The 25,141-nt window shown below is 73.6% G+C and carries 24 protein-coding genes; 22 read left to right on the top strand and 2 right to left on the bottom strand.

Annotation, left to right across the window (positions count from 1 at the left end; genetic code table 11):
• Nucleotides 1–1,305, bottom strand: coding sequence for an ANTAR domain-containing protein (locus CHC04_RS24910; protein ID WP_089403930.1), 1,305 nt, complete (start codon nucleotides 1,303–1,305; stop codon nucleotides 1–3).
• Nucleotides 1,292–1,693, bottom strand: coding sequence for a hypothetical protein (locus tag CHC04_RS24105; protein ID WP_089403929.1), 402 nt, complete (start codon nucleotides 1,691–1,693; stop codon nucleotides 1,292–1,294). Before CHC04_RS24105 ends, CHC04_RS24910 begins: the two co-directional genes overlap by 14 nt.
• A 136-nt stretch (nucleotides 1,694–1,829) precedes the next feature.
• Here CHC04_RS24105 and CHC04_RS11070 point away from each other — a divergent pair, with 136 nt between their 5' ends.
• The 22 genes from CHC04_RS11070 to CHC04_RS10965 all read left to right on the top strand — a co-directional run bounded on the left by CHC04_RS11070 (nucleotide 1,830) and on the right by CHC04_RS10965 (nucleotide 25,138).
• Complete coding sequence (locus tag CHC04_RS11070) at nucleotides 1,830–2,633, top strand: GAF and ANTAR domain-containing protein (RefSeq protein ID WP_089403928.1); 804 nt, start codon at nucleotides 1,830–1,832, stop codon at nucleotides 2,631–2,633.
• 431 nt (nucleotides 2,634–3,064) lie between these two features.
• Entirely contained in the window at nucleotides 3,065–4,330 is a 1,266-nt protein-coding gene (locus CHC04_RS11065) for an ROK family transcriptional regulator (RefSeq protein WP_176449938.1), read from the top strand.
• A gap of 72 nt (nucleotides 4,331–4,402) precedes the next feature.
• Entirely contained in the window at nucleotides 4,403–5,707 is a 1,305-nt protein-coding gene (locus tag CHC04_RS11060) for an ROK family transcriptional regulator (RefSeq protein WP_089403926.1), read from the top strand.
• A gap of 208 nt (nucleotides 5,708–5,915) precedes the next feature.
• Complete coding sequence (locus CHC04_RS11055; protein WP_089403925.1) at nucleotides 5,916–7,217, top strand: ABC transporter substrate-binding protein; 1,302 nt, start codon at nucleotides 5,916–5,918, stop codon at nucleotides 7,215–7,217.
• Between the two features lie 65 nt (nucleotides 7,218–7,282).
• On the top strand, nucleotides 7,283–8,236 hold the full coding sequence (locus CHC04_RS11050) for a carbohydrate ABC transporter permease (RefSeq protein WP_089403924.1): 954 nt from the start codon (nucleotides 7,283–7,285) through the stop codon (nucleotides 8,234–8,236).
• 13 nt (nucleotides 8,237–8,249) lie between these two features.
• Entirely contained in the window at nucleotides 8,250–9,083 is an 834-nt protein-coding gene (locus CHC04_RS11045; protein ID WP_089403923.1) for a carbohydrate ABC transporter permease, read from the top strand.
• A 160-nt stretch (nucleotides 9,084–9,243) separates the two neighbouring features.
• The gene (locus CHC04_RS11040; protein ID WP_141233761.1) at nucleotides 9,244–10,158 is read left to right on the top strand and encodes a thioredoxin family protein; all 915 of its coding nucleotides are present in this window, start codon (nucleotides 9,244–9,246) and stop codon (nucleotides 10,156–10,158) included.
• Between the two features lie 27 nt (nucleotides 10,159–10,185).
• The gene (locus tag CHC04_RS11035) at nucleotides 10,186–11,412 is read left to right on the top strand and encodes an ABC transporter ATP-binding protein (RefSeq protein WP_089403921.1); all 1,227 of its coding nucleotides are present in this window, start codon (nucleotides 10,186–10,188) and stop codon (nucleotides 11,410–11,412) included.
• Between the two features lie 14 nt (nucleotides 11,413–11,426).
• Nucleotides 11,427–12,422 (top strand): sugar phosphate isomerase/epimerase family protein, encoded by a 996-nt coding sequence (locus CHC04_RS11030; protein WP_089403920.1) that lies wholly within the window; start codon nucleotides 11,427–11,429, stop codon nucleotides 12,420–12,422.
• 27 nt (nucleotides 12,423–12,449) lie between these two features.
• Entirely contained in the window at nucleotides 12,450–12,836 is a 387-nt protein-coding gene (locus CHC04_RS11025) for a C-glycoside deglycosidase beta subunit domain-containing protein (protein ID WP_089403919.1), read from the top strand.
• 11 nt (nucleotides 12,837–12,847) lie between these two features.
• Entirely contained in the window at nucleotides 12,848–13,258 is a 411-nt protein-coding gene (locus tag CHC04_RS11020; protein ID WP_089403918.1) for a C-glycoside deglycosidase beta subunit domain-containing protein, read from the top strand.
• Nucleotides 13,255–14,286 (top strand): sugar phosphate isomerase/epimerase family protein, encoded by a 1,032-nt coding sequence (locus CHC04_RS11015; RefSeq protein ID WP_089403917.1) that lies wholly within the window; start codon nucleotides 13,255–13,257, stop codon nucleotides 14,284–14,286. The genes CHC04_RS11020 and CHC04_RS11015 overlap by 4 nt, the downstream gene beginning before the upstream one ends.
• Nucleotides 14,283–15,818: a GMC oxidoreductase gene (locus CHC04_RS11010; RefSeq protein ID WP_089403916.1), complete on the top strand. Its 1,536-nt coding sequence runs from the start codon at nucleotides 14,283–14,285 to the stop codon at nucleotides 15,816–15,818. The genes CHC04_RS11015 and CHC04_RS11010 overlap by 4 nt, the downstream gene beginning before the upstream one ends.
• Nucleotides 15,815–17,341 carry a GMC oxidoreductase gene (locus CHC04_RS11005; protein WP_089403915.1) on the top strand — a complete coding sequence of 509 codons (1,527 nt, stop codon included), beginning with the start codon at nucleotides 15,815–15,817 and terminating at the stop codon, nucleotides 17,339–17,341. The genes CHC04_RS11010 and CHC04_RS11005 overlap by 4 nt, the downstream gene beginning before the upstream one ends.
• 44 nt (nucleotides 17,342–17,385) lie before the next feature.
• The gene (locus CHC04_RS11000; protein WP_089403914.1) at nucleotides 17,386–18,168 is read left to right on the top strand and encodes a nuclear transport factor 2 family protein; all 783 of its coding nucleotides are present in this window, start codon (nucleotides 17,386–17,388) and stop codon (nucleotides 18,166–18,168) included.
• Nucleotides 18,168–19,601, top strand: coding sequence for an MFS transporter (locus CHC04_RS10995; RefSeq protein ID WP_089403913.1), 1,434 nt, complete (start codon nucleotides 18,168–18,170; stop codon nucleotides 19,599–19,601). Before CHC04_RS11000 ends, CHC04_RS10995 begins: the two co-directional genes overlap by 1 nt.
• 250 nt (nucleotides 19,602–19,851) lie before the next feature.
• Nucleotides 19,852–20,784, top strand: a complete 933-nt coding sequence (locus CHC04_RS10990) for a sugar phosphate isomerase/epimerase family protein (RefSeq protein WP_217897294.1) — start codon at nucleotides 19,852–19,854, stop codon at nucleotides 20,782–20,784.
• The gene (locus CHC04_RS10985; protein ID WP_089403911.1) at nucleotides 20,781–21,752 is read left to right on the top strand and encodes a sugar phosphate isomerase/epimerase family protein; all 972 of its coding nucleotides are present in this window, start codon (nucleotides 20,781–20,783) and stop codon (nucleotides 21,750–21,752) included. Before CHC04_RS10990 ends, CHC04_RS10985 begins: the two co-directional genes overlap by 4 nt.
• On the top strand, nucleotides 21,749–22,696 hold the full coding sequence (locus tag CHC04_RS10980) for a sugar phosphate isomerase/epimerase family protein (protein WP_141233760.1): 948 nt from the start codon (nucleotides 21,749–21,751) through the stop codon (nucleotides 22,694–22,696). The genes CHC04_RS10985 and CHC04_RS10980 overlap by 4 nt, the downstream gene beginning before the upstream one ends.
• Entirely contained in the window at nucleotides 22,693–23,673 is a 981-nt protein-coding gene (locus tag CHC04_RS10975; RefSeq protein WP_089403910.1) for a sugar phosphate isomerase/epimerase family protein, read from the top strand. The genes CHC04_RS10980 and CHC04_RS10975 overlap by 4 nt, the downstream gene beginning before the upstream one ends.
• Nucleotides 23,673–24,083: a C-glycoside deglycosidase beta subunit domain-containing protein gene (locus CHC04_RS24550; RefSeq protein WP_089403909.1), complete on the top strand. Its 411-nt coding sequence runs from the start codon at nucleotides 23,673–23,675 to the stop codon at nucleotides 24,081–24,083. The genes CHC04_RS10975 and CHC04_RS24550 overlap by 1 nt, the downstream gene beginning before the upstream one ends.
• Nucleotides 24,080–25,138, top strand: coding sequence for a sugar phosphate isomerase/epimerase family protein (locus CHC04_RS10965; protein WP_089403908.1), 1,059 nt, complete (start codon nucleotides 24,080–24,082; stop codon nucleotides 25,136–25,138). The genes CHC04_RS24550 and CHC04_RS10965 overlap by 4 nt, the downstream gene beginning before the upstream one ends.
• The last annotated feature ends 3 nt before the right edge of the window (nucleotides 25,139–25,141 follow it).

Below are 25,141 nucleotides of genomic sequence, written 5' to 3'. Positions count from 1 at the left end.
TCAGTCGCCGGCGGCGATGACCAGGTCGGTGTCGCCCTCGACGACCAGCTGGGCCAGGTCGCGCACCTTCACGTTGAGGCGGTTGCTCAGCGCCACCAGCCGGGCGAACGCCTCGTCGGCGTCCACACCCAGCCGGGCCATGAGCACGCCCTTGGCCTGGTCGATGACGGCCCGCGAGGTCAGCGCCTGCTCCAGGTTGCCCGCCAGCGAGGAGAGTGCCTCCCGCTCGGCGACGTTCTGCAGCACGCCCGCGACCGCGGCCGCGGCGAGCTCGCCGATCCGGCGGTTGGCCGTCCCGAAGGCCTCCGGCCGGGAGGAGTAGACGTTGATGACGCCGGTGGATTCGCCGCCCTCGCGCACCGGGACGGCCAGGACGGCGCGGACCTCCGCGTCCGCGGCGAGCGCACGCAGCCGCGGCCAGCGGTCGTCGGTCCGCACGTCGGCAGAGGTGACCGCCCGGCCGGTGCGGTAGGCGTCCCAGCACGGACCCTCCTGGGCGTGGAGCTGCCGGCCGTCGAGGTCCTGGGCCTGGGTGGAGTCGCTGCCCAGCCGCTGCGGCTCGAGCGGGGAGCCCAGCGTGATGCTCACCCAGTCGGCGCCGGCCACGGCGCTGTGCACCAGGGTGGCCATCCGGCCGAGCAGTCGCTGCCGATCGGGCTCCTCGACCGGCAGGGCCGAGAGCTGGGCGAACGACGCCGCCAGCCCCACGACGTCGGTCGCCTCCCAGGCCTCGGCGTCGTGCGGGACGTCGTCGCGCACCGCCGCCGGGCCCTGCCCCTGAGCACCGTCGTCCCGAGGAGCCAGCACCCACTGCACCCGGGCGGCGGACGCCGGCGGGCCCGGGGTCTCGGTGAAGCCGAACAGCTCCGACCGCCGCTGTGGGCCGCTCCGCGGCCGGAGGGCCACCTCGAGACGTCGTTCGGCCGCCGCAGGACGCGACAGCGAGCGCAGCGCGTTGCGGAACGCCAGGACGTCCTCCGGGGAGAGGAAGACCGACAGCGGCTTGCCCCGCAGCCGGCTGAGCCCGACCCCGACCGCAGCGGCGAGCGCGGGGTTGACCTCGAGCAGCTTGCCGTTGCCGTCGGTGAGCGCCAGGCCCAGGGGGACCACGGCGGCGAGCTGGCTGCGCCAGCGGACCTCGGCCTCGTGCCGGCCGAGCAGGGTGGTCACCTGCTCCTGCTGGACGCGGAGCTCCTCGGAGACCACCTCCAGCTCCTCGGAGCGGACGTCGAGGGCGGCCAGCTGGGCCATCACCTCGTCCACCGACGGCGGCCTGCCGGGGGAGCCGTTCTCACCGGCCGTCATCGGGGTGCCCCCCTCGTCCGTCCGCCACGACGGCGAGGTCGTCGGCGGCGGCTCCCCGCTCGTCCTCGGCCGCCGCGTCGCGGTGCTCGGCCGCGCGGCTGCGGTGCGCCTCGGCGTCGCCGACGCCCGCGCGGGCCGCGGCGTCGTGGAGCTCGGCGCTGCGCTCGTGCGCCCGGGCCGCCCGCCGGTGACCGTCGCGGGCCCGCTCCAGCGACTCGCGGGCGCGCTCGGCCGCCGTCTCCGCCTGGGCCCGGGCCTCGCGGACGGCCTCGTCGCCGGGTGCCTGCCCCGCCGCCAGCCGGGCGAGCCGGTCGGACAGCTCGCGCGTGCGGCGGCCCGCCGAGACCGCCCGCCCCGCCGCCCGCCGTCCGGCGTCCTCGGAGTCCATCCGGGCCCCCTCTCGACCGGTCCCATCCTCCTCCCATCCTCCTGTGTGACCCCCCCCGCTGTCGCGCCCGAGGCCGGTGGCCGCGGAACGGACCACGGGCATTCCGCTCGACCGCGCGCCGTGCCAGAGTTCCGTCATGGACCGCAGGAGTCCTGCACCGGCCGGACCCCCGGCGGACGGGCGCTCGCGGACCGAGGCTCCCGCCGCGCCGGCCGGGCGCCGAGGACTGCCCTCGGCGCAGGCCACCGGGGATGCGGTCCGCCAGGACCTGTCCCAGCGGCTGGCCGACCTGGCGCGGGAGATGCAGCACCAGACCGACGCCACGGCGGTCATGGGGACGATCGTCTCCGCGGTCAGGGGGACGATCCCCGGCGCCGACGAGGCGACGATCAGCCTGGTGCAGGGCCGCCGCCGGGTGCTGTCGGCCGCGGCCACCGGTGAGCGGGCGCGGCGCTTCGACGACCTGCAGCAGGAGGTCGGGCAGGGCCCGTGCCTGGACGCCATGTACGAGCACGTCACCGTCCGCGTCGACGACCTGGCCACCGACCCGCGCTGGCCGGAGCTGGCCCGCCGGGCCACGGCGGAGCTGGGCGTGGCCGGCATGCTGTGCTTCCAGCTGTTCGTGCACGAGAGCGACCTCGGGGCGCTGAACCTGCTGGCCCGCCGCCCCGGGGCGTTCACCGACGAGTCCGAGCGCGTCGGGCTGCTGTTCGCCAGCCACGCCGCGATCGCGGTCGCCGACGCCCAGGACCTCCACCACATCACCACCGCCCTGGCCAGCCGCGACGTCATCGGACAGGCCAAGGGCATCCTGATGGAGCGCTACAAGATCACCGCGGACGTGGCGTTCGCGCTGCTGGCGAAGACCAGCCAGGACAGCAACCGCAAGCTCACCGAGGTGGCCGAGCACCTCACCCGGACCGGCGCCCTCGACATCTGACACCGATCACGCGGTGGTGGGGAGGCTCGCCCGCCGGGTGGCCCTCCCCGCTCCAGATCCCGGGTGGCACCTCGTCGAGCCGTGCCTCCTCGTCGGTGGGTCCGGTCCGGGTGGATCCGGAACGGCCCCTGACGGCTCTCCGGGGGCGGTTGACCACCTCCTCGCCCCGCCGGCCACCCTTCTCCGCCGACGGCGGCACCGAGGACGTCCATCACCTCACGGGAGACGTCGGGTGCGTCGACCCGGGCGTGAGGGAGAGCTCCCAGCGCGAGAGAGAAGAGGACGGACGTGTCTCGGAGCGCCCGTGGCGGGATGATGGGCGCGAGGTCCCGGTGCGGTCCCCCAGAGGGACCAGCTCGTCCCGGTGGGACGCCGGCACGCGGGCGCCTGCACCGATGATGGGTGGAGCCGTTCGGGGAGGAGGCGCTGTCGTGCCGAGTGATCGCTACACGGGCCTGGCTGCGGTGCTCGGCGCCATCCGCAGCTCGTCGGACATCACCCAGCCGATGCTCGTCGAGCAGGTGGGGCTCGGGCGCAGCGTCGTCGCGCAGCGGGTCGCGGAGCTGGAGGCCGCCGGCCTCGTCGTCTCCGACGGCTTCGGGCCCTCCACCGGGGGCCGGGCACCGCGCCGCCTGCGCCTCAACAGCGGGGCCGGCTACGTGCTGGGAGCCGACATCGCCACGAACGAGCTGGTCGTCGGGGTGGCCGACCTGTCCGGCGCCCTGCTCGACACACGGCACCGGGAGATCGACGTCGTCGACGGGCCGGACGTCGTCGTGGCGCTCGTGGAGCAGCTGGCCGGTGAGCTCGTGGACGGCGTCGGTGCCGGCCGCAGCCTGTGGTCGTTCGGGGTGGGGATGCCCGGCCCCGTCGCCTACGACGACGGGGGTCCCGCGGCGTTGCCGACCATGCCGGAGTGGACCCGTCACCCGACGCGCCGGCGCCTGACCGACCGCTTCGGGGTGCCGGTGTGGATGGACAACCGCACCAACCTGTCGGCCCTGGGGGAGCGGCGGGTGAACCCCCTCGCCGCGCGTTCCCGGCACATGGTCTACCTGGGCGGCGGCTACGGCATCGGCGCCGCCGTGGTCGTCGACGGCCGCATCCACCGCGGCGCCCACGGGCTGGCCGGGGCGATCGACCACCTGCCGGTGCCCGGCGCGGCCGACGTCGCCTGCCGTTGCGGCAGGACCGGCTGCCTCGAGGCGGTCGCCGGGGGCGGGGCGCTGGTGCGCGACGGGCGGCTGCTCGCCGAGACCGGCCAGAGCCCGGCCCTGGCGCGGGTCCTCGAGCGGACCGGACGGATCCGCCCCAGCGACGTCACGGGGGCCGCGGGGTCCGGGGACGCCGCCGCCCGGGCCCTGCTGCACCGGGCCGCGACGCTGCTCGGACGGAGCCTGGCGACCCTGGTCACCGTGTTCGACCCCGACCTGGTGGTGGTCGGCGGCGGCATCGCCCGGGCTCGCGCGCACGTCCTGGCGGCCATCCGCGAGGAGATCTACCGGTCGGCGCTGCCCGCGGCCACGCGGGACCTGCGCATCGAGCCGTCCGCGTTCGACCAGGAGATCGCGGGGATCACCGGCGCGGTCGAGTTCGCGCTGGGGGAGCTGTTCAGCCCCGAGAACCTGCCCACGGTCCTCGACGCCCGCGACCGTTCCGGGACCGTGGCCACCCTGGAGGAGGGCCTGCCGGCCTGAGGCCGGCACCGTGTCCGCGTCGGTCCGCCTGCTTTCTCCGCACGCAGGTAAAAGTCCGGCTACGCTCCGCTCGTGAGCGCGGACACCCGGCGCCGGGGCGGCGCGCCGGTCCCCGGTGAGCGACTCGACGGTCTGGTGGCCGTCCTCGACGCCATCCGATCCCGACCGGGCACCACGCATCCCCGGCTCGTCCAGCAGCTCGGGCTCGGCCGGACGGTCGTGTCCCAGCGCGTGGCACGCCTGGAGGCGGCCGGCCTCGTCGCGCAGGACGGACTCGCGCCGTCCAGTGGCGGCCGCTCGCCACGCCGGCTCCGTCTCCGGCGGAACGCGGGGCTGGTCGCCGGCGTGGACATCGGTGCCACCGGCATGACGGTGGGGCTGGCGGACCTCTCCGGCAGCGTGCTCGCCGCGTCCCGCGAGGCGGTCGACGTCGCCGACGGGCCGGACGTGGTCCTCGGCCGGGTCGAGCGACTGGTCGAGGACCTGCTCGCCCGGCTCCCCGCCCCGCCACCGCTGTGGGGCATCGGGGTCGGGGTCCCCGGTCCGGTCGAGTTCGCCACCTCCCGGCCCGTCGCCCCGCCGATCATGCCCGGCTGGGACGGCTACCCCGTCCGGGAGCGGCTGGCCGGCCGGTTCGCCGCCCCCGTCTGGGTGGACAACGACGTCAACGTGCTCGCGCTGGGCGAGGTGAGGGCCAACCCGGCCGCCGCCGAGGCGGGCGACCTGCTCTACGTCAAGATCGGCACGGGCATCGGCGCCGGACTGGTGTCCGGAGGACGGGTGCACCGCGGCGTGAACGGGTGTGCCGGCGACATCGGGCACGTGGCCGTGGCCGAGGCCGGTGCGGTCTCCTGCCGGTGCGGCAACGTGGGCTGTCTCGAGGCGGTGGCGGGCGGGGCGGCCCTGGCCCGCGAGGCGCGCCGGCTGGCGGAACGAGGAGGCAGTCCGGCGCTCGCCGAGGCCCTCGCCGCTCGCGGCGGCCTGACGGCAGCGGACGTGACCGCCGCCGCGGAACGCGGTGACCCCGCCGCCCGCGCCCTCCTCGCCCGGGCCGGCCGGCTGGTCGGCGGCACCCTGGCGACCCTGGTCAGCTTCTACAACCCCGGCCTGGTGGTCCTCGGTGGGGGAGTGGTGCACGCCGGGGACCAGGTCCTCGCCGCTGTCCGGGAGTCGGTCTACCGGCGCTCACTGCCGCTGGCCACGCGCATGCTCCGCATCGAGCTGTCCGCCCTGGGGGAAGCGGCCGGGCTGACCGGCGCCGTCCACCTCGTCCTCGACAGCGTGTTCGAGGCCGAGCGGCTGGCGCGCTGGCTGCCCTGGGGGTCTCCGGCCGGTCATCCCGACGTGGCCTGCGGCCCGGCACCCGGGCCCGCCTGACGCCGTCTCGGCGGGAGCCCACGTCATCACCGCCGCTGATGCGGCCCATCAGCAGCGTTACGCCCACGTTGCATTGACTTCCTCCGTTGACTGGCAGAAGTATGTGGTTGCCATCACGCGGACGGTGCCAGCAGAGACCGGACGCGGCGCTCGAGACCCAGCATCGGTCGTCGTCCGGTTCGCGGACACGTGAAGGAAGGGCAACCTCATGACCCAGCAACGCCACCGGGGCCTCCGCCGCATCGGCGTCCTCGTCGCCGTGCCTGCGGTGAGCGCACTGACGCTCGCGGCGTGCGGGGGCGGTGACGACGACAGCGGGTCGGGCGGCTCCGGCGGGTCCGCGGACAGCTTCAGCTTCGCCTTCGAGAACGCCTCGGGCGGGCAGGAGAACCCCTGGCAGCTGCTCGCCGACCAGTACTCCGAGGAGACCGGCGTCCAGATCGAGACGCAGGGCCTGCCGCCGGACAGCTACGGCCTGTCCATGCGCACGCAGCTGCAGGGCGGCAGCGCCCCGGACGTGATGATGTTCTCGCCCGGCGCGGGCAACGCCAACGCGGTGCTGCCGCTGGCGGAGGGCGGCTACATCGAGGAGCTCGGCGAGGAGTCGGCGGCTCTCATCCCCGAGGGCAACGAGTCGCTGTTCGAGATCGACGGCAAGGTCTACGCGCAGCCGACCGACATCATCCCCGTCGGGGTGGTGTGGAACTCCGGCGCCGCCTCCGACGCGGGCGTGGAGGTCCCCGCGGACGAGTCCGCGATGCTCGACGACTGCGGCACCCTCGCCGGCGACGGCAAGTCCTTCCTCGCGGTCGCCGGCTCGGCGCCGCCGAACATGGGCCTGATGGCCATGGCCATCTCCGCCACCCGGGTCTACGCCGAGACCCCGGACTGGAACGAGCAGCGCTCGGCCGGGGACGTGAGCTTCGCCGACAGCGAGGGCTGGCAGGCCACCCTGCAGACGATCGTCGACATGAACGAGGCCGGCTGCTTCCAGCAGGGCGCGGCCGGCGGCGGCTTCGACGCCATCACCCAGGGCCTCACCCAGGGCACGTCGCTCGGGGCCTTCGTCCCCGGAGCCGCGGCGACCGAGCTGGCCAAGGCCACCCCGGGTCTCGAGCTGCAGGTGCAGCCGTTCCCGCCGGCCGACGGCGGGGAGCCGTTCCTGCTGGCGAGCCCGAACTACGCGCTGTCGATCAACGCCTCGGCCGACGAGGGCGCCAAGGAGGCCGCGCGCGAGTTCCTGGCCTGGATGGCCGAGCCGGAGAACGCCGCGCGGTTCACCGAGCTGCAGGGCGGGGTCGCCATCACCGGCCCGGACGAGAACCTCTCGCCGGTGTACGAGCCGGTCGCCGACCTGCTGTCCGACGGCGACTACGCGCCGCTGCCGAACCTCGCCTGGCCGAACCCGGGCGTGTACGACGCACTGTCGACCGGCGTCCAGGGCCTGCTCGCCGGCCAGGGCGACGTCCAGTCCGTGCTCGAGTCGATCGACCAGGCCTGGGACCAGTGACCCGGGCCGGCTGACCCCGGCACCACCTCCCGACCGCACCTCCGGAACGCACCGAGGGACTGACGATGACCGCAACCATGGGCACCCCGCAGGACACCGGTGCAGTCGTCCGGGGCACGGTCCCGGCCGCCGGGGGCGGGCGCCCCGCCCGCTCCCGGCGCAGCCGGCCGCTCATCACCTACGGCCGCTGGTGGTGGGCGCTGCCCGCCGTGCTGGCGGTGCTGCTGATCCACTACGTCGCCACCGCCGGCGGGGCGTTCTACGCCTTCACCGACTGGACCGGCATCGGCGACTTCGACTTCGTCGGCCTGGACAACTTCCGGCGCATCGTCGAGGACCCGGCGCTCATCGGGTCGCTCGAGAACACGCTGTTCCTCGCCTTCGGCTTCCTGATCGCCACCAACGTCGTCGGGCTGCTGCTGGCACTGGCGCTCAACCGCACGCTGAGGACCCGCTACCTGCTCCGGGTGCTGTTCTTCATGCCGGTGGTGCTCAGCCCGCTGGCGGTCTCCTACATCTGGAAGTTCATCTTCGACTTCAAGGGCCCGCTCAACGGCGTCCTCGGCTGGTTCGGCATGGCGCCCAAGACGTGGCTCGCCGACCCGACGCTGGCCCTGTGGGCGGTGCTGGTCGTCATGGCCTGGCAGACGACCGGCATGGTCATGGTCATCTACCTCGCCGGGCTGGCCACCGTGCCGGCCGAGATCGAGGAGGCGGCGGCGCTGGACGGCGCCAGCACCTGGCGCCGCTTCCAGCACATCACGCTGCCGTCGATCCGCCCCTCGGTGGCGATCGCGTCGACGCTCATGCTCATCCAGGGCCTGCGCGTCTTCGACCAGGTCATGGCGCTCACCGGCGGGGGGCCCGCGGGAGCGACGGAGACACTGGCCACGCAGGTCTACAAGGAGACGTTCGCGCTGAGCAACTTCGGCTTCGGCGCCGCACTCGCCCTCCTGCTGACCCTCATCATGCTCGTCTTCTCGGTGCTGCAGCAGGCTGCCACCAAGGACCGGTCGTAAGGGATCCGAGCCGATGTTCCGCTACACGAAGGCGACGGCGCTGCGCGAGGTGCTCGTCTGGGCCGTCGCCCTGCTGACCCTGCTGCCGTTCTACTTCCTCGTCATCAACGCGCTCAAGCCGGACGAGGAGCTGCTCACCACCGGCTCCTCGACCCCGCCGAGCCGGCCGACCATCGAGAACTTCACCGAGGTGCTCACGGCCGGCGGTGACTCCAACATCCTGCTCGGCCTGTTCCACAGCGTGGTGATCACCGTCGGCAGCATCGTCGGGCTGGTCGCCTTCGGCTCGCTGGCCGCCTACGTCCTGGCCCGGACGACGGCGAGGTGGGGGAGCGTCGCCTTCTACCTCTTCCTCGTCGCCATCGTGCTGCCGACCCAGCTCGGCCTCATCCCGCTCTACATCGGTGCCCGGCAGATCGGCCTGGTCGGCTCGGTGTGGGGGATGGTCGTCCTCTACGTCGGCACGCTGATGCCGCTCGCGGTGTTCCTCTACGCCGGCTTCTTCCGCAACCTCCCCCGGGACTACGAGGAGGCCGCAGCGCTCGACGGCGCCAGTCCGGCACGGGTGTTCTTCCGCGTCGTCCTCCCGCTGATGGCGCCGGCGACCGGGACGGTGGCCATCCTGACCGGCCTCATCGTCTGGAACGACTTCTTCTCCGCGCTGATCTTCCTGGGCGGCTCGGACAGCCAGACGCTGACGGTGTCGATGTACTACTACGTCGGCTCGCTGGTCTCGGCCTGGAACAAGATCTTCGCGATCGTGATCATCTCGATGGTCCCCATCCTCGCCTTCTACCTCTTCGCCCAGAAGCGCTTCATCCAGGGCTTCGCCGGCGGCATCAAGTAGTCCTCCCGCGCGCCCTCCCACCGGCGGACCGCGCTCCATCACCCGCGCCGATGCCGTGCATCAGCACGGACAGGCACCCGCGTCGTTGACTTCCTCCGGCTATCGGAGGAAGTGTGTACCCCAGGTCACGGACAGTGGCCTCCGCACCGAGGGAGTCCCCGTGAGCGATCGCCCCCGCGCCGACCGCCGGCTGGCCGTCGGCGACCCCGCACCGTCGTTCTCCCTCCCGGACACCGAGGGCCGGACGGTCCGGCTCGACCCGGGCGCACGCGCCGCGACCGTCGTCGTCTTCACGGCCAACGGCTGCCCCTTCGCCCGCGCCTGGCACGGCCGCATCCAGGACGTCGCCCGCGCCTACGCCGGCCGCGACGTCGCCGTGCTCCAGGTCGTGAGCAACGACGAGACCGACCACCCCGAGGACTCGGCGGCCGGCATGCGGCAGCGCGTCGCCGCCGGCGAGCTCGCCGGCCCCTTCCTCCGCGACGCCGAGCAGTCGGTCGCGCGGGCCTACGGCGCGACCGCCACCCCGGAGGTCTTCGTCGTCGACCGCGCCGGGCTGGTCCGCTACCACGGGGCCCCTGACGGGGACCACGACGACCCGGCCCAGGACGCCGCCTGGCTGCGTGCGGCCCTGGACGACGTGCTGGCCGGGCGCGCGGTGGCCCGGCCGCTGACCTCGCCGGCCGGCTGCTCGCTGAAGTGGCGGGTCGAGCTGCTCTGGTGGGCCGGCTGCCCCACGCACGACCGGGCCGCCGCCCTGCTCCGGGACACCCTCGCCGAGCTCGGCCGGGCGGACGTGCACGTCGTCGAGCGCGAGGTCGGCACCCGCGAGGAGGCGGCCCGGCTCGGCTTCCCCGGGTCGCCCACCTTCTCCGTCGGCCGCCGCGACCTCTTCCCCGTCGAGGCGGCGTCCGCCCTCACCTGCCGCGTCTACGTCCGCGACGACGGCCGCAGCTCACCGCTGCCCGAGGGGGCGGACCTCGCCGCCCGCCTCCGGGACGCCCTGGCCCGCCCCTGGGACCTCCCGCACTGGGTGGACCCCCGCAGGCCCGCCCCCGCCGACAGCCCGTCCTGACCGACCCCACCCGCAGCAGGAGCAGCCATGGCATCGATCACCTACGACCGGATCACCAAGCGGTACCCGGACGGGACGCAGGCCGTCTCCGAGCTGGACCTGTCCATCCGCGACGGCGAGTTCCTCGTCCTCGTCGGTCCCTCCGGGTGCGGCAAGACGACCGCGCTGCGCATGGCCGCGGGCCTGGAGGAGATCTCCGACGGCTCCCTGCTCATCGGTGACCGCGTCGTGAACGAGGTGCACCCCTCGCAGCGCGACATCGCGATGGTCTTCCAGAACTACGCGCTCTACCCGCACATGTCCGTGCGGGACAACATCGGCTTCCCGCTGCTGTGCGCCGGTGTCGCCAAGGCCGAGGTCGGGAAGCGGGTGGACAGGGCGGCCGAGTCCCTGGGCCTCACCGACCTGCTGCACCGCAAGCCGAAGGCGCTCTCCGGCGGGCAGCGGCAACGGGTGGCCATGGGCCGGGCGATCGTGCGCCAGCCGCAGGCCTTCCTCATGGACGAGCCGCTGTCCAACCTCGACGCCAAGCTGCGCGGCCAGATGCGCGCCGAGATCCGCAGCCTCCAGCGGGAGTACCGCACGACCACGCTCTACGTCACCCACGACCAGGTCGAGGCCATGACGATGGGCGACCGCATCGCCGTGCTGCGCAAGGGCGTGCTGCAGCAGCTGGGCACCCCCGACGAGCTCTACGAGTCCCCGGCCAACCTGTTCGTCGCCGAGTTCATCGGCTCCCCGCCGATGAACGTCGTCAGCGCCACCGTGACCCGGACGCCCACCGGCGCCGAGATCGTGCTCGGCTCCCAGCGGCTGGTGCTGCCGGCCGGCACGCTCGACGCCCACCCGGCACTCGCCGGCGCGGACGCCACCCCGGTCGCCCTCGGCCTGCGTCCCGAGGCGCTGCGCGCGGTGGCCGGCTCCGACCCCACGTGGCCGCGGCTGGTCGCCGACGTCGAGCTGGTGGAGAACCTCCCCCCGGAGAAGCTGGTCCACCTCCGCGTCGACGCCGACCCGGTGGTCACCGAGGCGACGCTGGAGATCGCCGCCGACATCGACCAGGCCGCCGCCGAGGACCTGCGGGCGCTGGGCGCCGGCTCGGTCCTCCACGCCCGGCTGCCCGGCACCGCGGCCGTCCGCGAGGGCACCCGCGCCCAGTTCGCCGTCCCGCCGTCGGCCCTGCACTTCTTCGACCTGTCCACCGGGCAGGCCATCGCCCCGCGGTCCCCGCGCCTGGTCGCGGCGACCGCCTGACCGGGAGGACCCCCGTGAGCGCACCGGCACACCAGATCAAGCGGGGCGTGAGCCTCTACTCGTTCCAGGAGGAGTACTTCCTCCGGACGCTGTCCGTGGAGGACTGCATCCGCGTCGCCGGCGAGATCGGCGCCCGGGGCATCGAGATCATCCCCGAGCAGATGATCCCCGGGTTCCCGCACGTCAGCGACGAGTTCGTCGAGGACTGGTTCGCCTGGATGGAGCGGTACGGCACCACGCCGGTCGCCACCGACCTCTTCCTGGACACCAAGCTGCACCCCGACCGCTGGCTGACCCGCGAGGAGCAGGTCGCCTCGATCTGCCGCGACGTCGACATCGCGGTGCGGCTGGGTGCGGGCATCGTGCGGGCGATCATCAACACCCCGCCGGAGGTCATGGAGGAGGCGGCGCCCTACGCCGAGGAGCAGGGCGTCCGGCTGCTGCTCGAGGTGCACGCCCCCTTCCACTACGAGCACCCGTGGATCCTCGAGCACCTCGAGGTCATGCACCGCACGGGTTCGCCGGCGCTGGGCCTGATGCCGGACATGGGGACCTACGTCGAGCGCTTCCCGCGCGTGGTGAGCGAGCGGGCGCTGCGCGACGGCGCCGAGCCCGAGCTGGTCGACCTGATCGTGAAGACCTACGACGACCACGGCGACACCCACGCGCTGATGGACGTCGTCAACTACCGCGGCGGCGGCCCGGCCGACTTCGGCCTGGCCCGCCAGGCGACGCACTACATCTGGAGCGAGCCCAAGGCGATGCTCGAGCACATGCCCCTCATCGGGCACATCCAGGCGAAGTTCTACGAGATGACCGACGACGGGGTCGAGTACTCGATCCCCTACGACCGGATCGTTCCGGTGCTGGTCGAGGGCGGCTTCGACGGCCACCTGTCCAGCGAGTACGAGGGCAACCGCCACATCCAGGACGTGCACCCGGTCGACAGCGTCGAGCAGGTCCGCCGCCAGCACGCCATGTTCGCCCGCCTGCTCGGCGAGACCGCCTGAGCCCCTCCGTCCGCTGAGGAGACCGACGTGTTCGACAAGTACATCGTGTGCGAGGAGGGCTTCCGGGTCCTCGACGACGGCCGCACCGGCGGGGTCGTGGAGGTCCGGATGCCGTACTACCGGGGCCTGACGCTGTCGATGGTCGAGGCCGTCGACCTCGTCCTCGACGGCCGGCCCGTGCCCCCGTCGCGCACCACGTTCACCGTGCACGGGCACACCTACCGCTTCGACCAGCTGCCGCACACCACCGACGACCGGTGGGAGATGGGGGAGCGGGCGCAGCTCGCCTTCGAGACCGACGAGCCGCTGGCGCCGGGCGAGCACGAGGTCGCCGTCACCGTCCGGCTGCGCATCTCGTACATGCCGGTGCCCGGCGGCGGCCGCGACAGCAAGCGCCTGACGCTGGCCGCCTGAGAGGAACGGACATGGGACCCCTCGACGACCAGGTGGTGCGCGCCGACTCGCTCACCGCCACCCCCGACGGCCTGGACATCGCCGTCTACTCGCACTGGTACCGCGCCCTGCCGCTGCCCTCACTGGCCCGCGTCGACCTCACCGTCGACGGCCGGCGGATCGACCCGGCCGAGCTGTCGGTCACCGTCAACGGCACCCGCCACCCGCTGTCGGAGGTGGCCTCGGCCGGGGACGAGTACTGGTTCACCACCGACCCGCTGGTGCTGCACACGCCGGTCGAGACCGCGCCCGGCCGCGAGCACCGGGTCCAGCTGCTGCTGGGCCTGTCGATCCCCTACATCCTCACCGGCCCGGACCGGGTGCCCCTGGTGGCGCCCAGCGCCACCGACAAGACCCTCACCGCGGCGGGAGCACGCTCGTGACCGACACCGCGCCGGGGCTGCCCCGCCTCGGCACCACCCTCTTCAGCCTCACCCTGGAGCAGCGCAGGCCCGGCCGGGACTTCGCCTCCCTCGTCGGCGAGGTCGCCGCCCGCGACCTGGGGCCCGGGCTGGAGATGGTCGCCTTCCAGAGCCTGCGCGGCTGGCCCCGCCTGTCCGGGGACCAGGAGCGGGAGGTCCGCGGCGTCATCGAGTCCTCCGGGCTCACGCCGTCGTGCCTGGCCATCAACAACGACCTCGGCCTGTACCCCGGCCGGCTGCTCTCGGACGACGAGTCCTACGAGTACGTCGCCGTGCAACTGCGCGGCGCGGCCGCGCTCGGCTTCCCCGTCGCGCGCGTCGGCATCGAGACCGGCCCGGCGATCCTGGAGCGGCTGCTGCCGCTGGCCGAGGAGCTCGGTGTCAAGGTGGGTGTGGAGATCCACGCCCCGCTCACCATCGACGCCCCGCCGGTCGCGGCGCTCGAGGAGCTGTTCACGCGGCTGGACACGCCCTGGCTGGGCTTCATCCCCGACATGAGCGCGAGCATGCGGGCGGTCCCGGACGCCGTGGACGACGCCCACCGCGTCGCCGGCATCGCCCCGGAGCTCACCGCGCTCACGAAGGAACTGTGGGCCGAGCCCGGCCCGACCATGGCGAAGTTCCCGGAGCTGGAGCGGCGGGCGGCGCAGGCCGGCGCCACGCCGCCCCAGATCGGCAACCTCAAGATGCTGTTCACCATGCACGGGCGGATGGCGCCCGAGCGGTGGGCCGACTTCTTCCCCCACGTCGTCCACGTGCACGGCAAGTTCTACGGCATCGTCGAGGGCCCCGACGGGCTCACCGACCCGTCGATCGACTGGCCCGCCGTCGCCCGGGTCCTGCGCGAGCAGGGCTACGACGGCTACATCTCCAGCGAGTACGAGGCGCACGCCTACAGCGACCGGTACAGCGCCTTCGACCAGGTCCGCGCGCAGCACGACATGCTCAAGCGGCTGCTCGAGGCCGAGCCCGCGGTGGCCGCCCGATGAGCGCCTCCTACGACGTCGTCGTGGTGGGCTCCGGGCCCGTGGGCACCGCGGTGGCCCGGGAGCTCGCCGACACCGGCCCGGGCCTGCGGGTCCTCGTGCTCGAGGCCGGGCAGGCGCTGGGCGACCCGGCCGGCGGCCACGTGAAGAACATCCTCGACGTCGAGGCCCGGGACGCCGCCCTCGCGGCGCTGGCCACCGGGCCGGGCCCGCTGCCGGGGGGCACGCCGGCCCGGCCGGGGACCACCCTGGTGGGCGCGGCCGCCATGCCCAACGCGGCGGTCTCGACGAACGTCGGCGGGATGGGCGCCCACTGGACCGCGGCCTGCCCGCGGCCGGTGGACGACGAGGTGCCCGACTGCGTCGACCCGGCGGTGCTCGACGAGGCGCTGACCCGCGCCGAGGCGCTGCTGGCGGTCACGACGCACGCCTTCGACCGGGCGCCGCTGACCGGTGCGGTGCAGCGGGTCCTGGGCGAGCTGTTCGACCGGCCGCACCGCCGCCCCGCCGGGCCGATGCCGGTCGCGGTGTCCGTCGGCGAGGACGGCTCGCTGCACTGGACGGGCCCGGCGATCATCGCGGGGGACCTGTGGGACCGGCCGGACGTGGAGCTGCGCACCGGCACCCTGGCCCGGCGGGTCCTGCGGGACGGCGACCGCGTCAGCGGCGTCGAGGCGGTCGACCTGGCGTCGGGGGAGCGCTACGGGATCCCCGCCCGCGCCGTCGTCGTCGCGGCCGACGCGTTCCGGACGCCGCAGCTGCTGTGGGCCTCCGGCATCCGGCCGCCGGCGCTCGGCCGGTACCTCACCGAGCACCCGCAGGTCATGGCGGCGTCCCTCCTGGACGAGCGGCACGTCCCCGCGGACGCGCCGGTCGACGCCGACCTGCCGGTCACGGCGGCCGCGGCGCCCGGGGGCGGGGCGATCGTCCCGGTCTCCGGTGTCTCCTGGGTGCCCTACGCCGCCGACCGGCCGTTCCACGGCCAGGTCATGCAGATGGACGCCTCCCCGGTGCCGCTGGACCCGGGGACCGCCGTCCGGCCGGGGCAGGTCGTCGGTCTCGGCTGGTTCTGCCGCAAGGAGCTCTCGCCGGACAACCGCGTCTGGTTCGACGAGGACACCGCCGACCCGCACGGGCTGCCGGCCATCCGCATCGACTACGCGCTCGGCGACGCCGACCGGGCCTCGATCGCCGCTGCCGTCGAGGAGGTCGCCGCGGCGGCACGGGCCCTCGGCCGCCCGCTCGGGGACCCGTTCGTCATGCCCCCGGGCAGCTCGCTGCACTACCTGGGCACCACCCGGATGGGTGGCACCGACGACGGCACCAGCGTCTGCGACCCGGCCGGCCGCGTCTGGGGCACCGCCAACCTCTACGTCGGCGGCAACAACGTCATCCCCACCGCGACCGCCTGCAACCCCACCCTCACCGCCGTCGCCCTCGGCGTGCTCACCGCCCGGGCCGTGGCCACGCAGCTGGCCGCGGAGCCGGCCGCCCGGTCGGCTCCGTCCCCCGTCGCCGAGGAGGCGCACGCATGACCGCCCGGATCCTGATCGTCGGCAGCGGGCCGACCGGCGCCACCCACGCCCGGGTGCTGCTCGAGCAGCTGACCGACGTCTCGGTGCTCGTGGTCGAGGCCGGGCCGCTCGTCAGCCGCCCGGCCGGCACGAACGTGAAGAACATCCCCGACCCCGAGGAGCAGGCGGCCGCCCGGCTGGCCTCCCAGGGCCCCTCCTCCGAGAGCGGGGTGTCGGGCATCCCCGGCGGGGTCGTCGTCGAGGGCACGATCACCGCCCGGCAGGGCACGCACCTCATCGGCCGCGCCGCCGACGGCTCCCCGGGCATGCCGGCCGCCGCCGGCGCCACCTGCGTCGGCGGCCAGGGCGTGCACTGGACGTGCGCGACACCGCGGCCGGTGGGCAGCGAGCGGATCCCGTTCCTCGACGCGGCCGAGTGGGAGGAGCTGGTCACCGAGGCCGAGGGGCTGCTGCACGTCCACCGGCCGGACTTCGCGGGCTCGCCCCAGGCGACGGCGATCCTCGAGACGGTCCGCGCCGAGTTCGCCCCCGACGGCATCACCGTCCGCCCGCTGCCGGTGGCCGCCGACCCGCGGCCGGACGGCTCGCTGCGCTGGAGCGGCACCGACGTCGTCCTCGACGGCGTACCGGACGACGAGCGGTTCACCCTGCGCCCGGAGACCCTCTGCGTGCGGCTGGTCCGCGAGGGGGACCGGGTCGTGGGCGCCGTGCTGCGCGACCTGCGCACCGGCGAGGAGGAGGAGGTGCGCGCCGACGCCGTCGTCGTCGCCGCCGACGCCCTGCGCACGCCGCAGTTGTTGTGGGCCTCCGGCATCCGGCCGGCCGCGCTCGGCCGGTACCTGACCGAGCACCCGCTGCTGTTCGGCGTGGTGGCCGTGCGGCCGGACCTGCTGCCCGAGCGGGAGGACCCGACGGCGCCGGTCGACCCCATCCGGGCGATCGTGTCCGTCGGTTTCGACGAGGAGCGGCACCCCTACCACGCGCAGCTCATGTGGAACCCGGTGTCGCCGGCGCCGCTGCCCGAGGGCAGCCGGTTCCGGGACAACCCGGCCGGCTACGTCGGCATGGGCTGGGGCATCCGCAAGTGGCCCCGCCCGGAGGACCGGCTGACCTTCGAGGACGACCGCCCCGACGAGCACGGCCTGCCGGGGATCCGGATCGCCTACGAGCTCACCGAGCGCGAGGAGGCCGAGTTCGCCCGCGCCCGCGTGCACCAGGCGCGTGCGGCGGCCGCGCTCGGCGAGTTCCTCGACGGTATGCCGAAGGTCATGCCGGCCGGCAGCTCGCTGCACTACATGGGCACCGTCCGCATGGGTCCCGCCGACGACGGCACCAGCGTGTGCGACCCCCTCTCCCGGGTGTGGGGCGTGCCCGGCCTGGTGCTGGCCGGCAACGGGCTCATCCCGACCGCCAACTCGTGCAACCCGACGCTCACCAGCGTCGCCCTCGCCATCCGGGCCGCCCGGGCGCTGGCGGCCGACCTGGCCGACGTGCCGGCGGTCGCGGGCGCGGCGAGCGAGTAGCGGCACCGCCGCAACCCCGACGACCCACCAGGACAGGAGCTGACATGACGACCACGGAGATCTCCGTCGAGGCGCTCGCCCGCCGCGTCGACGAGCTGCAGGAGCAGCTGGAGCAGACGCGCCGGGAGGCCACCCGCGCCGCCGACCGCGGCGCGGTGGACAACGTCTTCAACCGCTACATGCACTACCACAACGCCTACGAGGACGAGCGGATCATCGCCGAGCTCTGGGCGGAGCCGGGCACCCCCGGCATGTGGTCGCGCTACAACAACGTCGGCCGCTACACGACCTACGAGTCGGTGACCGCCTACCACCGCGGCCGCCCGCGCCCGATCGGCAAGCTGCTGTTCCACTACACGACCACCCCGGTGATCGAGGTCGGCGCCGACGGGCAGACCGCCAAGGGCATCTGGATCATGGCCGGCCTGGAGTCCGGGCTCATGGACCCCGAGGTCGCCGAGAGCGCCCCGCCGTGGGTGTTCTCCGGCGGGGAGGTCGACGGCAAGCCGGTGTGGGCGCACTGGGTGTGGTGCAAGTACGGCGTCGACTTCGTCAAGCAGGACGGCGAGTGGCGGATCTGGCACTTCCGCTGCTACGAGGTCGCCCGGGCACCGTTCAACCGGGACTGGATCTCCTTCGCCAGGGACAACCAGGAGAGCCACGACTCGCAGCTCGCCTGGTTCGGCGACGACGGCGTCCCCATCTTCCTGCCGCCGGTCGACGAGCCGGTGGAGACCGTCTACCACCCGTACGCCAACGACCGGGCGCAGACGCTGGAGCCCGAGCCGCCGAAGCCGTACACCGAGTTCGAGGACACCTTCCGGTAATGCGGCCGGCAGTTGCGGCGGCACCGGTCCCGGTGCCGCCGCGGCGCACGGGGGTGCTGCTCGCGATCGCCTGCGCGGCGCAGTTCATCGCGGTCCTCGACGCGTCGATCGTCAACGTCGCCCTGCCGCCGATGCAGGAGAGCCTCGGGCTCTCGCCCACCGGGCTGCAGTGGGTGGTCAGCAGCTACGCGCTGACGTTCGCCGGGTTCCTGCTGCTCGGGGGCCGGGTCGGCGACCTGTTCGGGCGCAAGCGGGCGTTCGTCGTGGGCCTGGGCCTCTTCGCCGCGGCCAGCCTCGCGGCCGGCCTGGCGCAGGAGGGCTGGCAGGTCGTGGCCGCCCGGTTCGTGCAGGGGCTGGGCGGCGCGGTGCTCGTGCCCACGACGCTGAGCCTGGTCGCCGCCGGCTCCCCCGACGCCCGTGCGAAGGCCAGGGCGCTGAGCCTGCTCACGGCGGCGGCCGCGTCGGGCTCGGCGCTCGGCGGCGTCATCGGCGGCCTGCTCACGGGGCTGCTGAGCTGGCGCTGGGTGTTCTTCGTCAACGTGCCGCTCGGTGTCGCGCTGGTCCTGGCCGCGCTGTGGGCGCTGCCCGGCCGGCCGCCGGGGCACGTGCGCGGGCGGCTCGACGTGCCGGGGTCGGTGACCGTCACCGTGGCCACCGCGGCGCTCGTCGGGGCGGTGATCCTGGGGGAGGAGCGCGGCTGGACGTCGGCGGCCACGCTCGGCTGTCTGTCGCTCGCCGTGGCGTCGGCCGCGCTGTTCGTGCTGGTCGAACGCCGGGCCGAGGAGCCGGTCGTCCCGCTGGACGTGTTCGGCGTCCGGTCGGTCACCGTCGCGAACGGGCTGAGTGCACTCGTCGGCGGCCTGCTGCCGACGACGATGTTCTTCCTGGCGCTGTACCTGCAGCGCGTGCTCGGCATGGACCCGCTCCAGGCTGGTCTCGCGCTCACGCCGGGGGCCGTCGGCATCGCCCTGGGCGCGCGGGGGGCGTCGCGGTGGATGGCGGTGCTGGGGCCGCGGCGCAGCTACGTGCTGGGCGCCCTGGTCGCCGCCGGGTCGCTGGCCTGGCTGTCGGGGATCGACGTCGAGGGCCGCTACGCCGTCGACGTGCTGGTGCCGCTCACCCTGGCCATGGCCGGCTTCGGCGCCTCGGGCCTGCCGCTCACGGTCACCGCGATGTCCGGTCTCCCGCCGGAGCGGACGGGGCTGGCGTCCGGCCTGCTCAACACCTCGCGCCAGGTGGGCAGCGCCGTCGGACTGGCGGCGCTGGTGTCGCTGGCCAGCGCGGTGGCCGCCCGGCACGGCGGAGCGGACGACGCCACGGCGCTGACGTCGGGCTTCGGGACGGCGTTCCTCGTGGGGGCCGGGCTGCTGGTCGTCGCCTCCGTGCTGGCGCGCGCCCTGCCGGCGCGGCGACCCCGGCATCACGAGGACTGATGCCCGTCATCAGCAGATCGGTCTGGCCCTGCCGCCGCCCGCGGCGGCAGGATCGGACCAGCTGAGAAGCTCGCACCACACCTTCTGCTCGACCAGGGCGGTCTCGCCCCAGGTGGCTCTCGATGCCGCCGCCGAGGGCCTCGGCCCCCGGTTCTCGGACCGTCGCGCCGGGCCCTCGCAGGCTCCGCGTCGCGCGCCAGCGAAGGGATCCCGCGTGGTCTGGACCAAGTGGTCGTACATGGATCACTGGGTGACGGAGACGCCGCAGGGGCCGCAGCCCCCGTCGTTCAACCGCGCCTACATGGACCGGTACGTCAAGCAGCTGTCGGCCCTGGGCTTCACGGGCTTCGACACCTTCTTCTTCTACCTGCCGCTGTACGCCGGGATGTACGGCGGCGTGCCCGGCTTCGAGCGGTTCCTGCAGGACAACGGGTTCGACAAGATCACCGGGATCTTCTCCGCCTACCCGTCGGCGACCAGGTACACGGCGCCGCACGTCCGGGAGACGCACGACCGGATCGTCGCCGACTGCGAGAACACGCTCCGCATGTGCGAGGGGCTGACCGGCGTCGAGAACTTCATCGTCATGCCGACGTCGACCCACCACCAGACCGAGCCGGTCACCGACGACACGATCAAGGTCGTCGCGGACCTGTGGAACCGGGTCGGCGCGCTGACGCTGCAGCACGGCATGAAGACGACGTGCCACTTCGAGTTCTGGGGCGCGATCCGCACCCGAGAGCAGCTCGACACGTTCTTCCGCCACACCGACCCCGAGCTGGTCTTCTTCTTCTGCGACACCGCGCAGCACACCATCGCCGGCGTCGACCCGGTGCAGATGTTCCGCGACTACTCCGACCGCTGCACCGGCTTCCACTTCAAGGACACGAAGAACGTCGACGAGCACGAGGCGTACCGCACGCCGCCGGACCCGGAGCTGATGGCGCCGCAGGTCACGCGCTGGTTCTACGAGATGGGCGAGGGCGGGCTGGTCGACTTCCCGGCCCTGATGAAGGAGATCGTCGCCTCCGGCTACGACGGCTGGCTGACCGTCGAGCACGACAAGGCCGAGCTCGGCGGCGGCAGCTACGCCGAGGCCACGGCGGTCGCCAAGTGGTACATCGACAACGTGCTCGCCGAGGCCGAGGCCGAGGCGCGCGCCGAGCTGGAGACGGCCCGATGAAGGACACCCTGCGCTGGGCCTACGCCCTGAACCAGTGGAACGTCCGCCTGGACGTCTTCGTGCGGCACGAGGACCAGCAGCGCGCACTCAAGACGGTCTCGGCCTGCGGCTTCGACACCATCGAGCTGGCGTCGGGCACCGGCCGCTGGGACAACATCAGCCGGCCCGAGGTCATCCTGCTCAACCACGGCAGCCACCAGGGCTTCCTCGACTTCCTGCGCCGGGCGCAGGTGCGGGGCGTCTCCAGCGTGTTCTGGGACCCCCAGGCGCCCACGGAGGAAGAAGAGGGGTACGCCTTCCGGTCGACCGCGAACCCGGCCGACGCCGACGCGATCGTCGAGTGGTCCAAGCCGTTCGTCGACTTCGTCGCCGGCGTGGGCGCCGACCAGCTCGTCGTCCGCCCCGTCGGGTCGGCGTGGATGACGCCGCCGCTGGACGCCGACGGGATCAAGGTCGTGGCCGACGTCTGGAACCGGATCGGCGAGCGCACCGCCGCCGCGGGGATCGGCCTGGCGCTGCACTACGACTGCCTGGGTGCGGTGCACACCCACGCCGAGCTGACCGGCCTGCTCGAGGCGACGGACCCGGCGACCGTCGGGTTCGCCCTCGACACGGCGGAGCTCACCGTGGGTGGCATCGACCCGGTGGCCTTCTACCGGGAGCACGCCGACCGCGTCACCCACGTGCACCTGAAGGACACCCGCTACGCCGACACCGGCGAGGAGTACCGGATGCCCGGTGCCGAGTCGACGATGCTCAAGGGCGGGGCCGGGCGGCGGATCGAGCGCTGGTTCTACGAGCTCGGCACCGAGGGCGGCCTGGTCGACGTGCCCGGCTTCGTCGCCGCGCTGCGCGAGCACGGGTACCCGGGCTGGGTCGTCGTCGAGAGCGACCACGGCGGCAACCCCGCGGAGCTCGCGATGCTCAACAGCTGGTACCTGCAGCGCGTGCTGGGGGTGGCCAAGTGAGCGACGAGCGCGCGATCAAGTGGTCGTACATGGACCACTGGCGGAGCAACGGGCCGGCCGGGCCGGTCGACCAGTGGCACTCGCACCGGACCATGTCGGCGTTCCTCAAGCAGATCAAGGCCGTCGGGTTCGACGCGATCGACACGTTCGACTTCCGGATCTGGCAGATGTACGGCGACTACGGCGGCCCGGCGAAGTACCAGGAGATGGTGCAGGACCACGGCCTGGAGCGGATCGTGAACACCTTCCACGCCGCCGACTACGACGTCCGGAACTACGCGCCGCACCTGCCGGAGACGCACGAGAACATCCTCGAGGACTTCCGCGTCACGATGGGCCGCTGGTCGGAGATCGAGCTCGACAACATCATCGTGATGCCGGCGACCCTGTACTACGACATGGAGCCGGTCACCGAGGACAAGCTCAAGTACTCGGCGGAGTGCTGGAACAAGGTCGGCGAGATCACCGCCGGCTCCGGCGTGCGGCTCACCTGCCACCACGAGTTCTTCTGCGGCATCCAGAGCGAGCCGGACATCGACACCTTCTACTCGTACACCGACCCGCGGTACGTCTCGCTGTTCGTCGACACCGCCCAGCACTGCATCGCCGGGGTGGACCCGGTGGCGCTGTACGACCGGCACGCGCACCGGGTGAGCGGCTTCCACTTCAAGGACACCCGCAACGTGGCCACCGGTGACGACCACCGGCACCGCCCGGACTCCGAGATCATGGCGCCGACCACCGGCAAGTGGTTCCACGAGATGGGCACCGACCAGGGCCTGGTCGACTTCGCGGCGATGATGACCGCCGTCCGCGACAACGGGTACCGCGGCTGGATCTCCGTCGAGCACGACAAGGCCAACAAGGAGGGCGGCGACTACTCCGAGAGCACCGCGATCTCCCGGTGGTACGCGAAGAACGTCCTCGAGGAGATCTACCGGTGAACGGGATCCGGTGGTCCTACGCGATCAACCAGTGGAAGCCCCAGTTCGACGACTTCGTCCGCCGCGAACAGCACGAGCGCGCGCTGAAGACCATCTCGATCGCCGGCTTCGAGGGCGTCGAGCTCACCTACGGCACCGGCCGCTGGGAGCCGCTGGGCAACCCGCAGCAGCTGGCCGCCAACTTCGGCTCGGTCGCCGGCTTCCGCGACTTCGTGCGCGGCTGCGCGCTCGACGCGGTGAGCAGCTGGTACTGGGACCCGGCCGAGCGGTCGATGGAGCACCTCACCGGGCCGCTGTCGCCGCTCGCGGAGGCCGACGTCCCGGCGATCGTGGCGAGGGCGACCGAGCTGGCCGAGGCGCTCGCCGCGCTCGGCGGGTCGGTGCTGCTCGTGCGCCCGGTGGGCGGCGCCGGTGACGTCGAGCCGCTGGACGACGACGCGATCGGCCGGCTGGCCGCCTGCTGGGAGGCCGTCGGCCGGGCGACGTCCGAGCACGGCGTGCGGACGGCGCTGCACGTGGACTTCCTCTCCGCGCTGCGCCGCGACCACGTGCCGCGGCTGCTCGACCGGACCGACCCCTCGCTCGTCGGCCTCGCCGTCGACACCGGCGAGCTGACCGCGGGCGGCATCGACCCGGTGTCGGTCATCGAGCGCTCCGGTGACCGCGTGTGGCACGTCCAGTTCAAGGACGCCCTGGCGGTCGACGACGCCGAGGAGTACCTGCAGCCGCACGCGCACTGGACGGTGCGGGTGCGCGGGGGAGCGCGGGAGGTCCCGCGCTGGTTCGCCGAGCCGGGCGTCGACGGCGGCCTGGTCGACTTCGCCGCCGTCACCCGGGCACTCCAGGCCGCCGACTACGACGGCTGGATCGTCGTGGAGAGCGACCAGAGCCCGCACCCCGCCGCCAGCGCCCTGCTGGCCGGTTACCTCGTGCAGCGCGAGCTGCGCCCGCTCGTCGAGGGGAAGGAGGCCGCCTGATGGCGACCGGCGACACCGTCCTGTCCGACGACAGCCTGATCCGGCGTCCGGAGGGGCTCGGGATCGCGCTGACCGTCCCGTGGTACCGCAGCCTCTGGCTGTCCAGCGTCAGCGGCATCGCCGTCTCGGTCGAGGGCCGCGAGATCCCTTCCGACGACCTGCGGGTCGAGCTGGGGGAGCGGACCTACCGGGTCGACGAGCTCCGGGAGCAGTGGGACGTCCTGTGGTTCATCCAGGACCGGCTCGTCGTGGTCGTCCCGCTCGACGAGCCGCCGGCCGAGGGCCAGGAGGTCGACGTCGAGGTGACCGTGGACCTGCGGCTGCCCTACATGCAGATCGCGCCCACGACGTACGTCACCAACCACGCCAGCAACCGGCGCTCCCTCGTCGCGCACGGAGGACCCCGATGACCACGACCCTGCCCGCCTCCGTCGCCGCCCCGGCGGTCGAGGGGAGCGGCATCACGCTGGGGCTGACGCTCTACTCCCTGACCAGCGAGTGGGCCGCCGGCCGGTACGACCTCGCCGGCCTGCTCGACGTCGTCGACGCCGCGGGCATCGGCCCGGGCATCGAGATCGTCGCCTCGCAGACGATCCGCAGCTACCCCGAGGTGACCGACGACTTCGTGCGTGACTGGCGCGAGGCCTTCGACCGGCACGGGTTCGTGCCCAGCTCGTTCGGCTGCAACCTCGACACGGGCCGCCGCCGCGACCGGGACATGACCCCGGACGAGGAGTTCGAGTTCACCGTCGCCCAGTTCCGCAGCGCGCACGCGCTCGGCTTCCCGCTGGTGCGCATCCAGAGCGCCAAGCCCTCGCTCATCCGCCGGCTGCTGCCGGTGGCCGAGGAGCTCGACCTGACGATGGGCTGGGAGCTGCACGCCCCGCTGGGGCCGAACTCGCCGAAGGTCCTGGAGATCCGCGAGACGTACGCGGAGATCGACTCGCCGCGGCTGGGTTTCGTCGCCGACTTCAGCTCGACGATGCACAGCATGTCGCCGACCATCCTGCGCAAGCTCGCGAGGATGGGGCTCGGGCAGGAGGAGCTCGGCCGGCTGCAGGAGATCTGGGCGACCGACGCCGACATCGACGCGAGGCACGGCGAGTTCGTCGAGTACCTGCACTCCCGCGGCATCGCGCCGGAGTCGCTCGGCTCGTTCGCGCGGCTGGCGTTCAACATGCACGGCCACGTCGACCCCGCCGAGTGGGCCGACATCATGCCGCAGATCGTGCACGTGCACGCCAAGTTCTACTACGTCGACGAGCACGGCGACGAGCCGGCGATCGACTACCCGGCGATCGTCCGCGAGTTCGTCCGCGGCGGCTACGAGGGCTTCTTCTCCAGCGAGTGGGAGGGCCACGCCTTCGCCGACCTCGACGAGGCCGACCCCGTCGACCTCGTCCGCCAGCAGCACGACCTCATCCGCCGGTCGATCACGGCCGCCCTCAGCGACCCTTCCCACTGACAA

Origin of the sequence: Geodermatophilus saharensis (assembly GCF_900188205.1) — a bacterium.
GTDB lineage: Bacteria > Actinomycetota > Actinomycetes > Mycobacteriales > Geodermatophilaceae > Geodermatophilus > Geodermatophilus saharensis.
This window is presented reverse-complemented; position numbering and strand designations above follow the sequence as displayed.

Excerpts from the sequence above, each read along its gene's own strand:
- CHC04_RS11010 (WP_089403916.1), top strand. The coding sequence starts at position 14,283 with ATGAGCGCCTCCTACGACGTCGTCGTGGTGGGCTCCGGGCCCGTGGGC.
- CHC04_RS10995 (WP_089403913.1), top strand. The coding sequence starts at position 18,168 with ATGCGGCCGGCAGTTGCGGCGGCACCGGTCCCGGTGCCGCCGCGGCGC.
- CHC04_RS11050 (WP_089403924.1), top strand. The coding sequence starts at position 7,283 with ATGACCGCAACCATGGGCACCCCGCAGGACACCGGTGCAGTCGTCCGG.
- CHC04_RS24550 (WP_089403909.1), top strand. The coding sequence starts at position 23,673 with ATGGCGACCGGCGACACCGTCCTGTCCGACGACAGCCTGATCCGGCGT.
- CHC04_RS24910 (WP_089403930.1), bottom strand. The coding sequence starts at position 1,305 with ATGACGGCCGGTGAGAACGGCTCCCCCGGCAGGCCGCCGTCGGTGGAC.
- CHC04_RS11070 (WP_089403928.1), top strand. The coding sequence starts at position 1,830 with ATGGACCGCAGGAGTCCTGCACCGGCCGGACCCCCGGCGGACGGGCGC.
- CHC04_RS11020 (WP_089403918.1), top strand. The coding sequence starts at position 12,848 with ATGGGACCCCTCGACGACCAGGTGGTGCGCGCCGACTCGCTCACCGCC.
- CHC04_RS11035 (WP_089403921.1), top strand. The coding sequence starts at position 10,186 with ATGGCATCGATCACCTACGACCGGATCACCAAGCGGTACCCGGACGGG.
- CHC04_RS24105 (WP_089403929.1), bottom strand. The coding sequence starts at position 1,693 with ATGGACTCCGAGGACGCCGGACGGCGGGCGGCGGGGCGGGCGGTCTCG.
- CHC04_RS10985 (WP_089403911.1), top strand. The coding sequence starts at position 20,781 with ATGAAGGACACCCTGCGCTGGGCCTACGCCCTGAACCAGTGGAACGTC.
- CHC04_RS11005 (WP_089403915.1), top strand. The coding sequence starts at position 15,815 with ATGACCGCCCGGATCCTGATCGTCGGCAGCGGGCCGACCGGCGCCACC.
- CHC04_RS10965 (WP_089403908.1), top strand. The coding sequence starts at position 24,080 with ATGACCACGACCCTGCCCGCCTCCGTCGCCGCCCCGGCGGTCGAGGGG.
- CHC04_RS11055 (WP_089403925.1), top strand. The coding sequence starts at position 5,916 with ATGACCCAGCAACGCCACCGGGGCCTCCGCCGCATCGGCGTCCTCGTC.
- CHC04_RS11000 (WP_089403914.1), top strand. The coding sequence starts at position 17,386 with ATGACGACCACGGAGATCTCCGTCGAGGCGCTCGCCCGCCGCGTCGAC.
- CHC04_RS11045 (WP_089403923.1), top strand. The coding sequence starts at position 8,250 with ATGTTCCGCTACACGAAGGCGACGGCGCTGCGCGAGGTGCTCGTCTGG.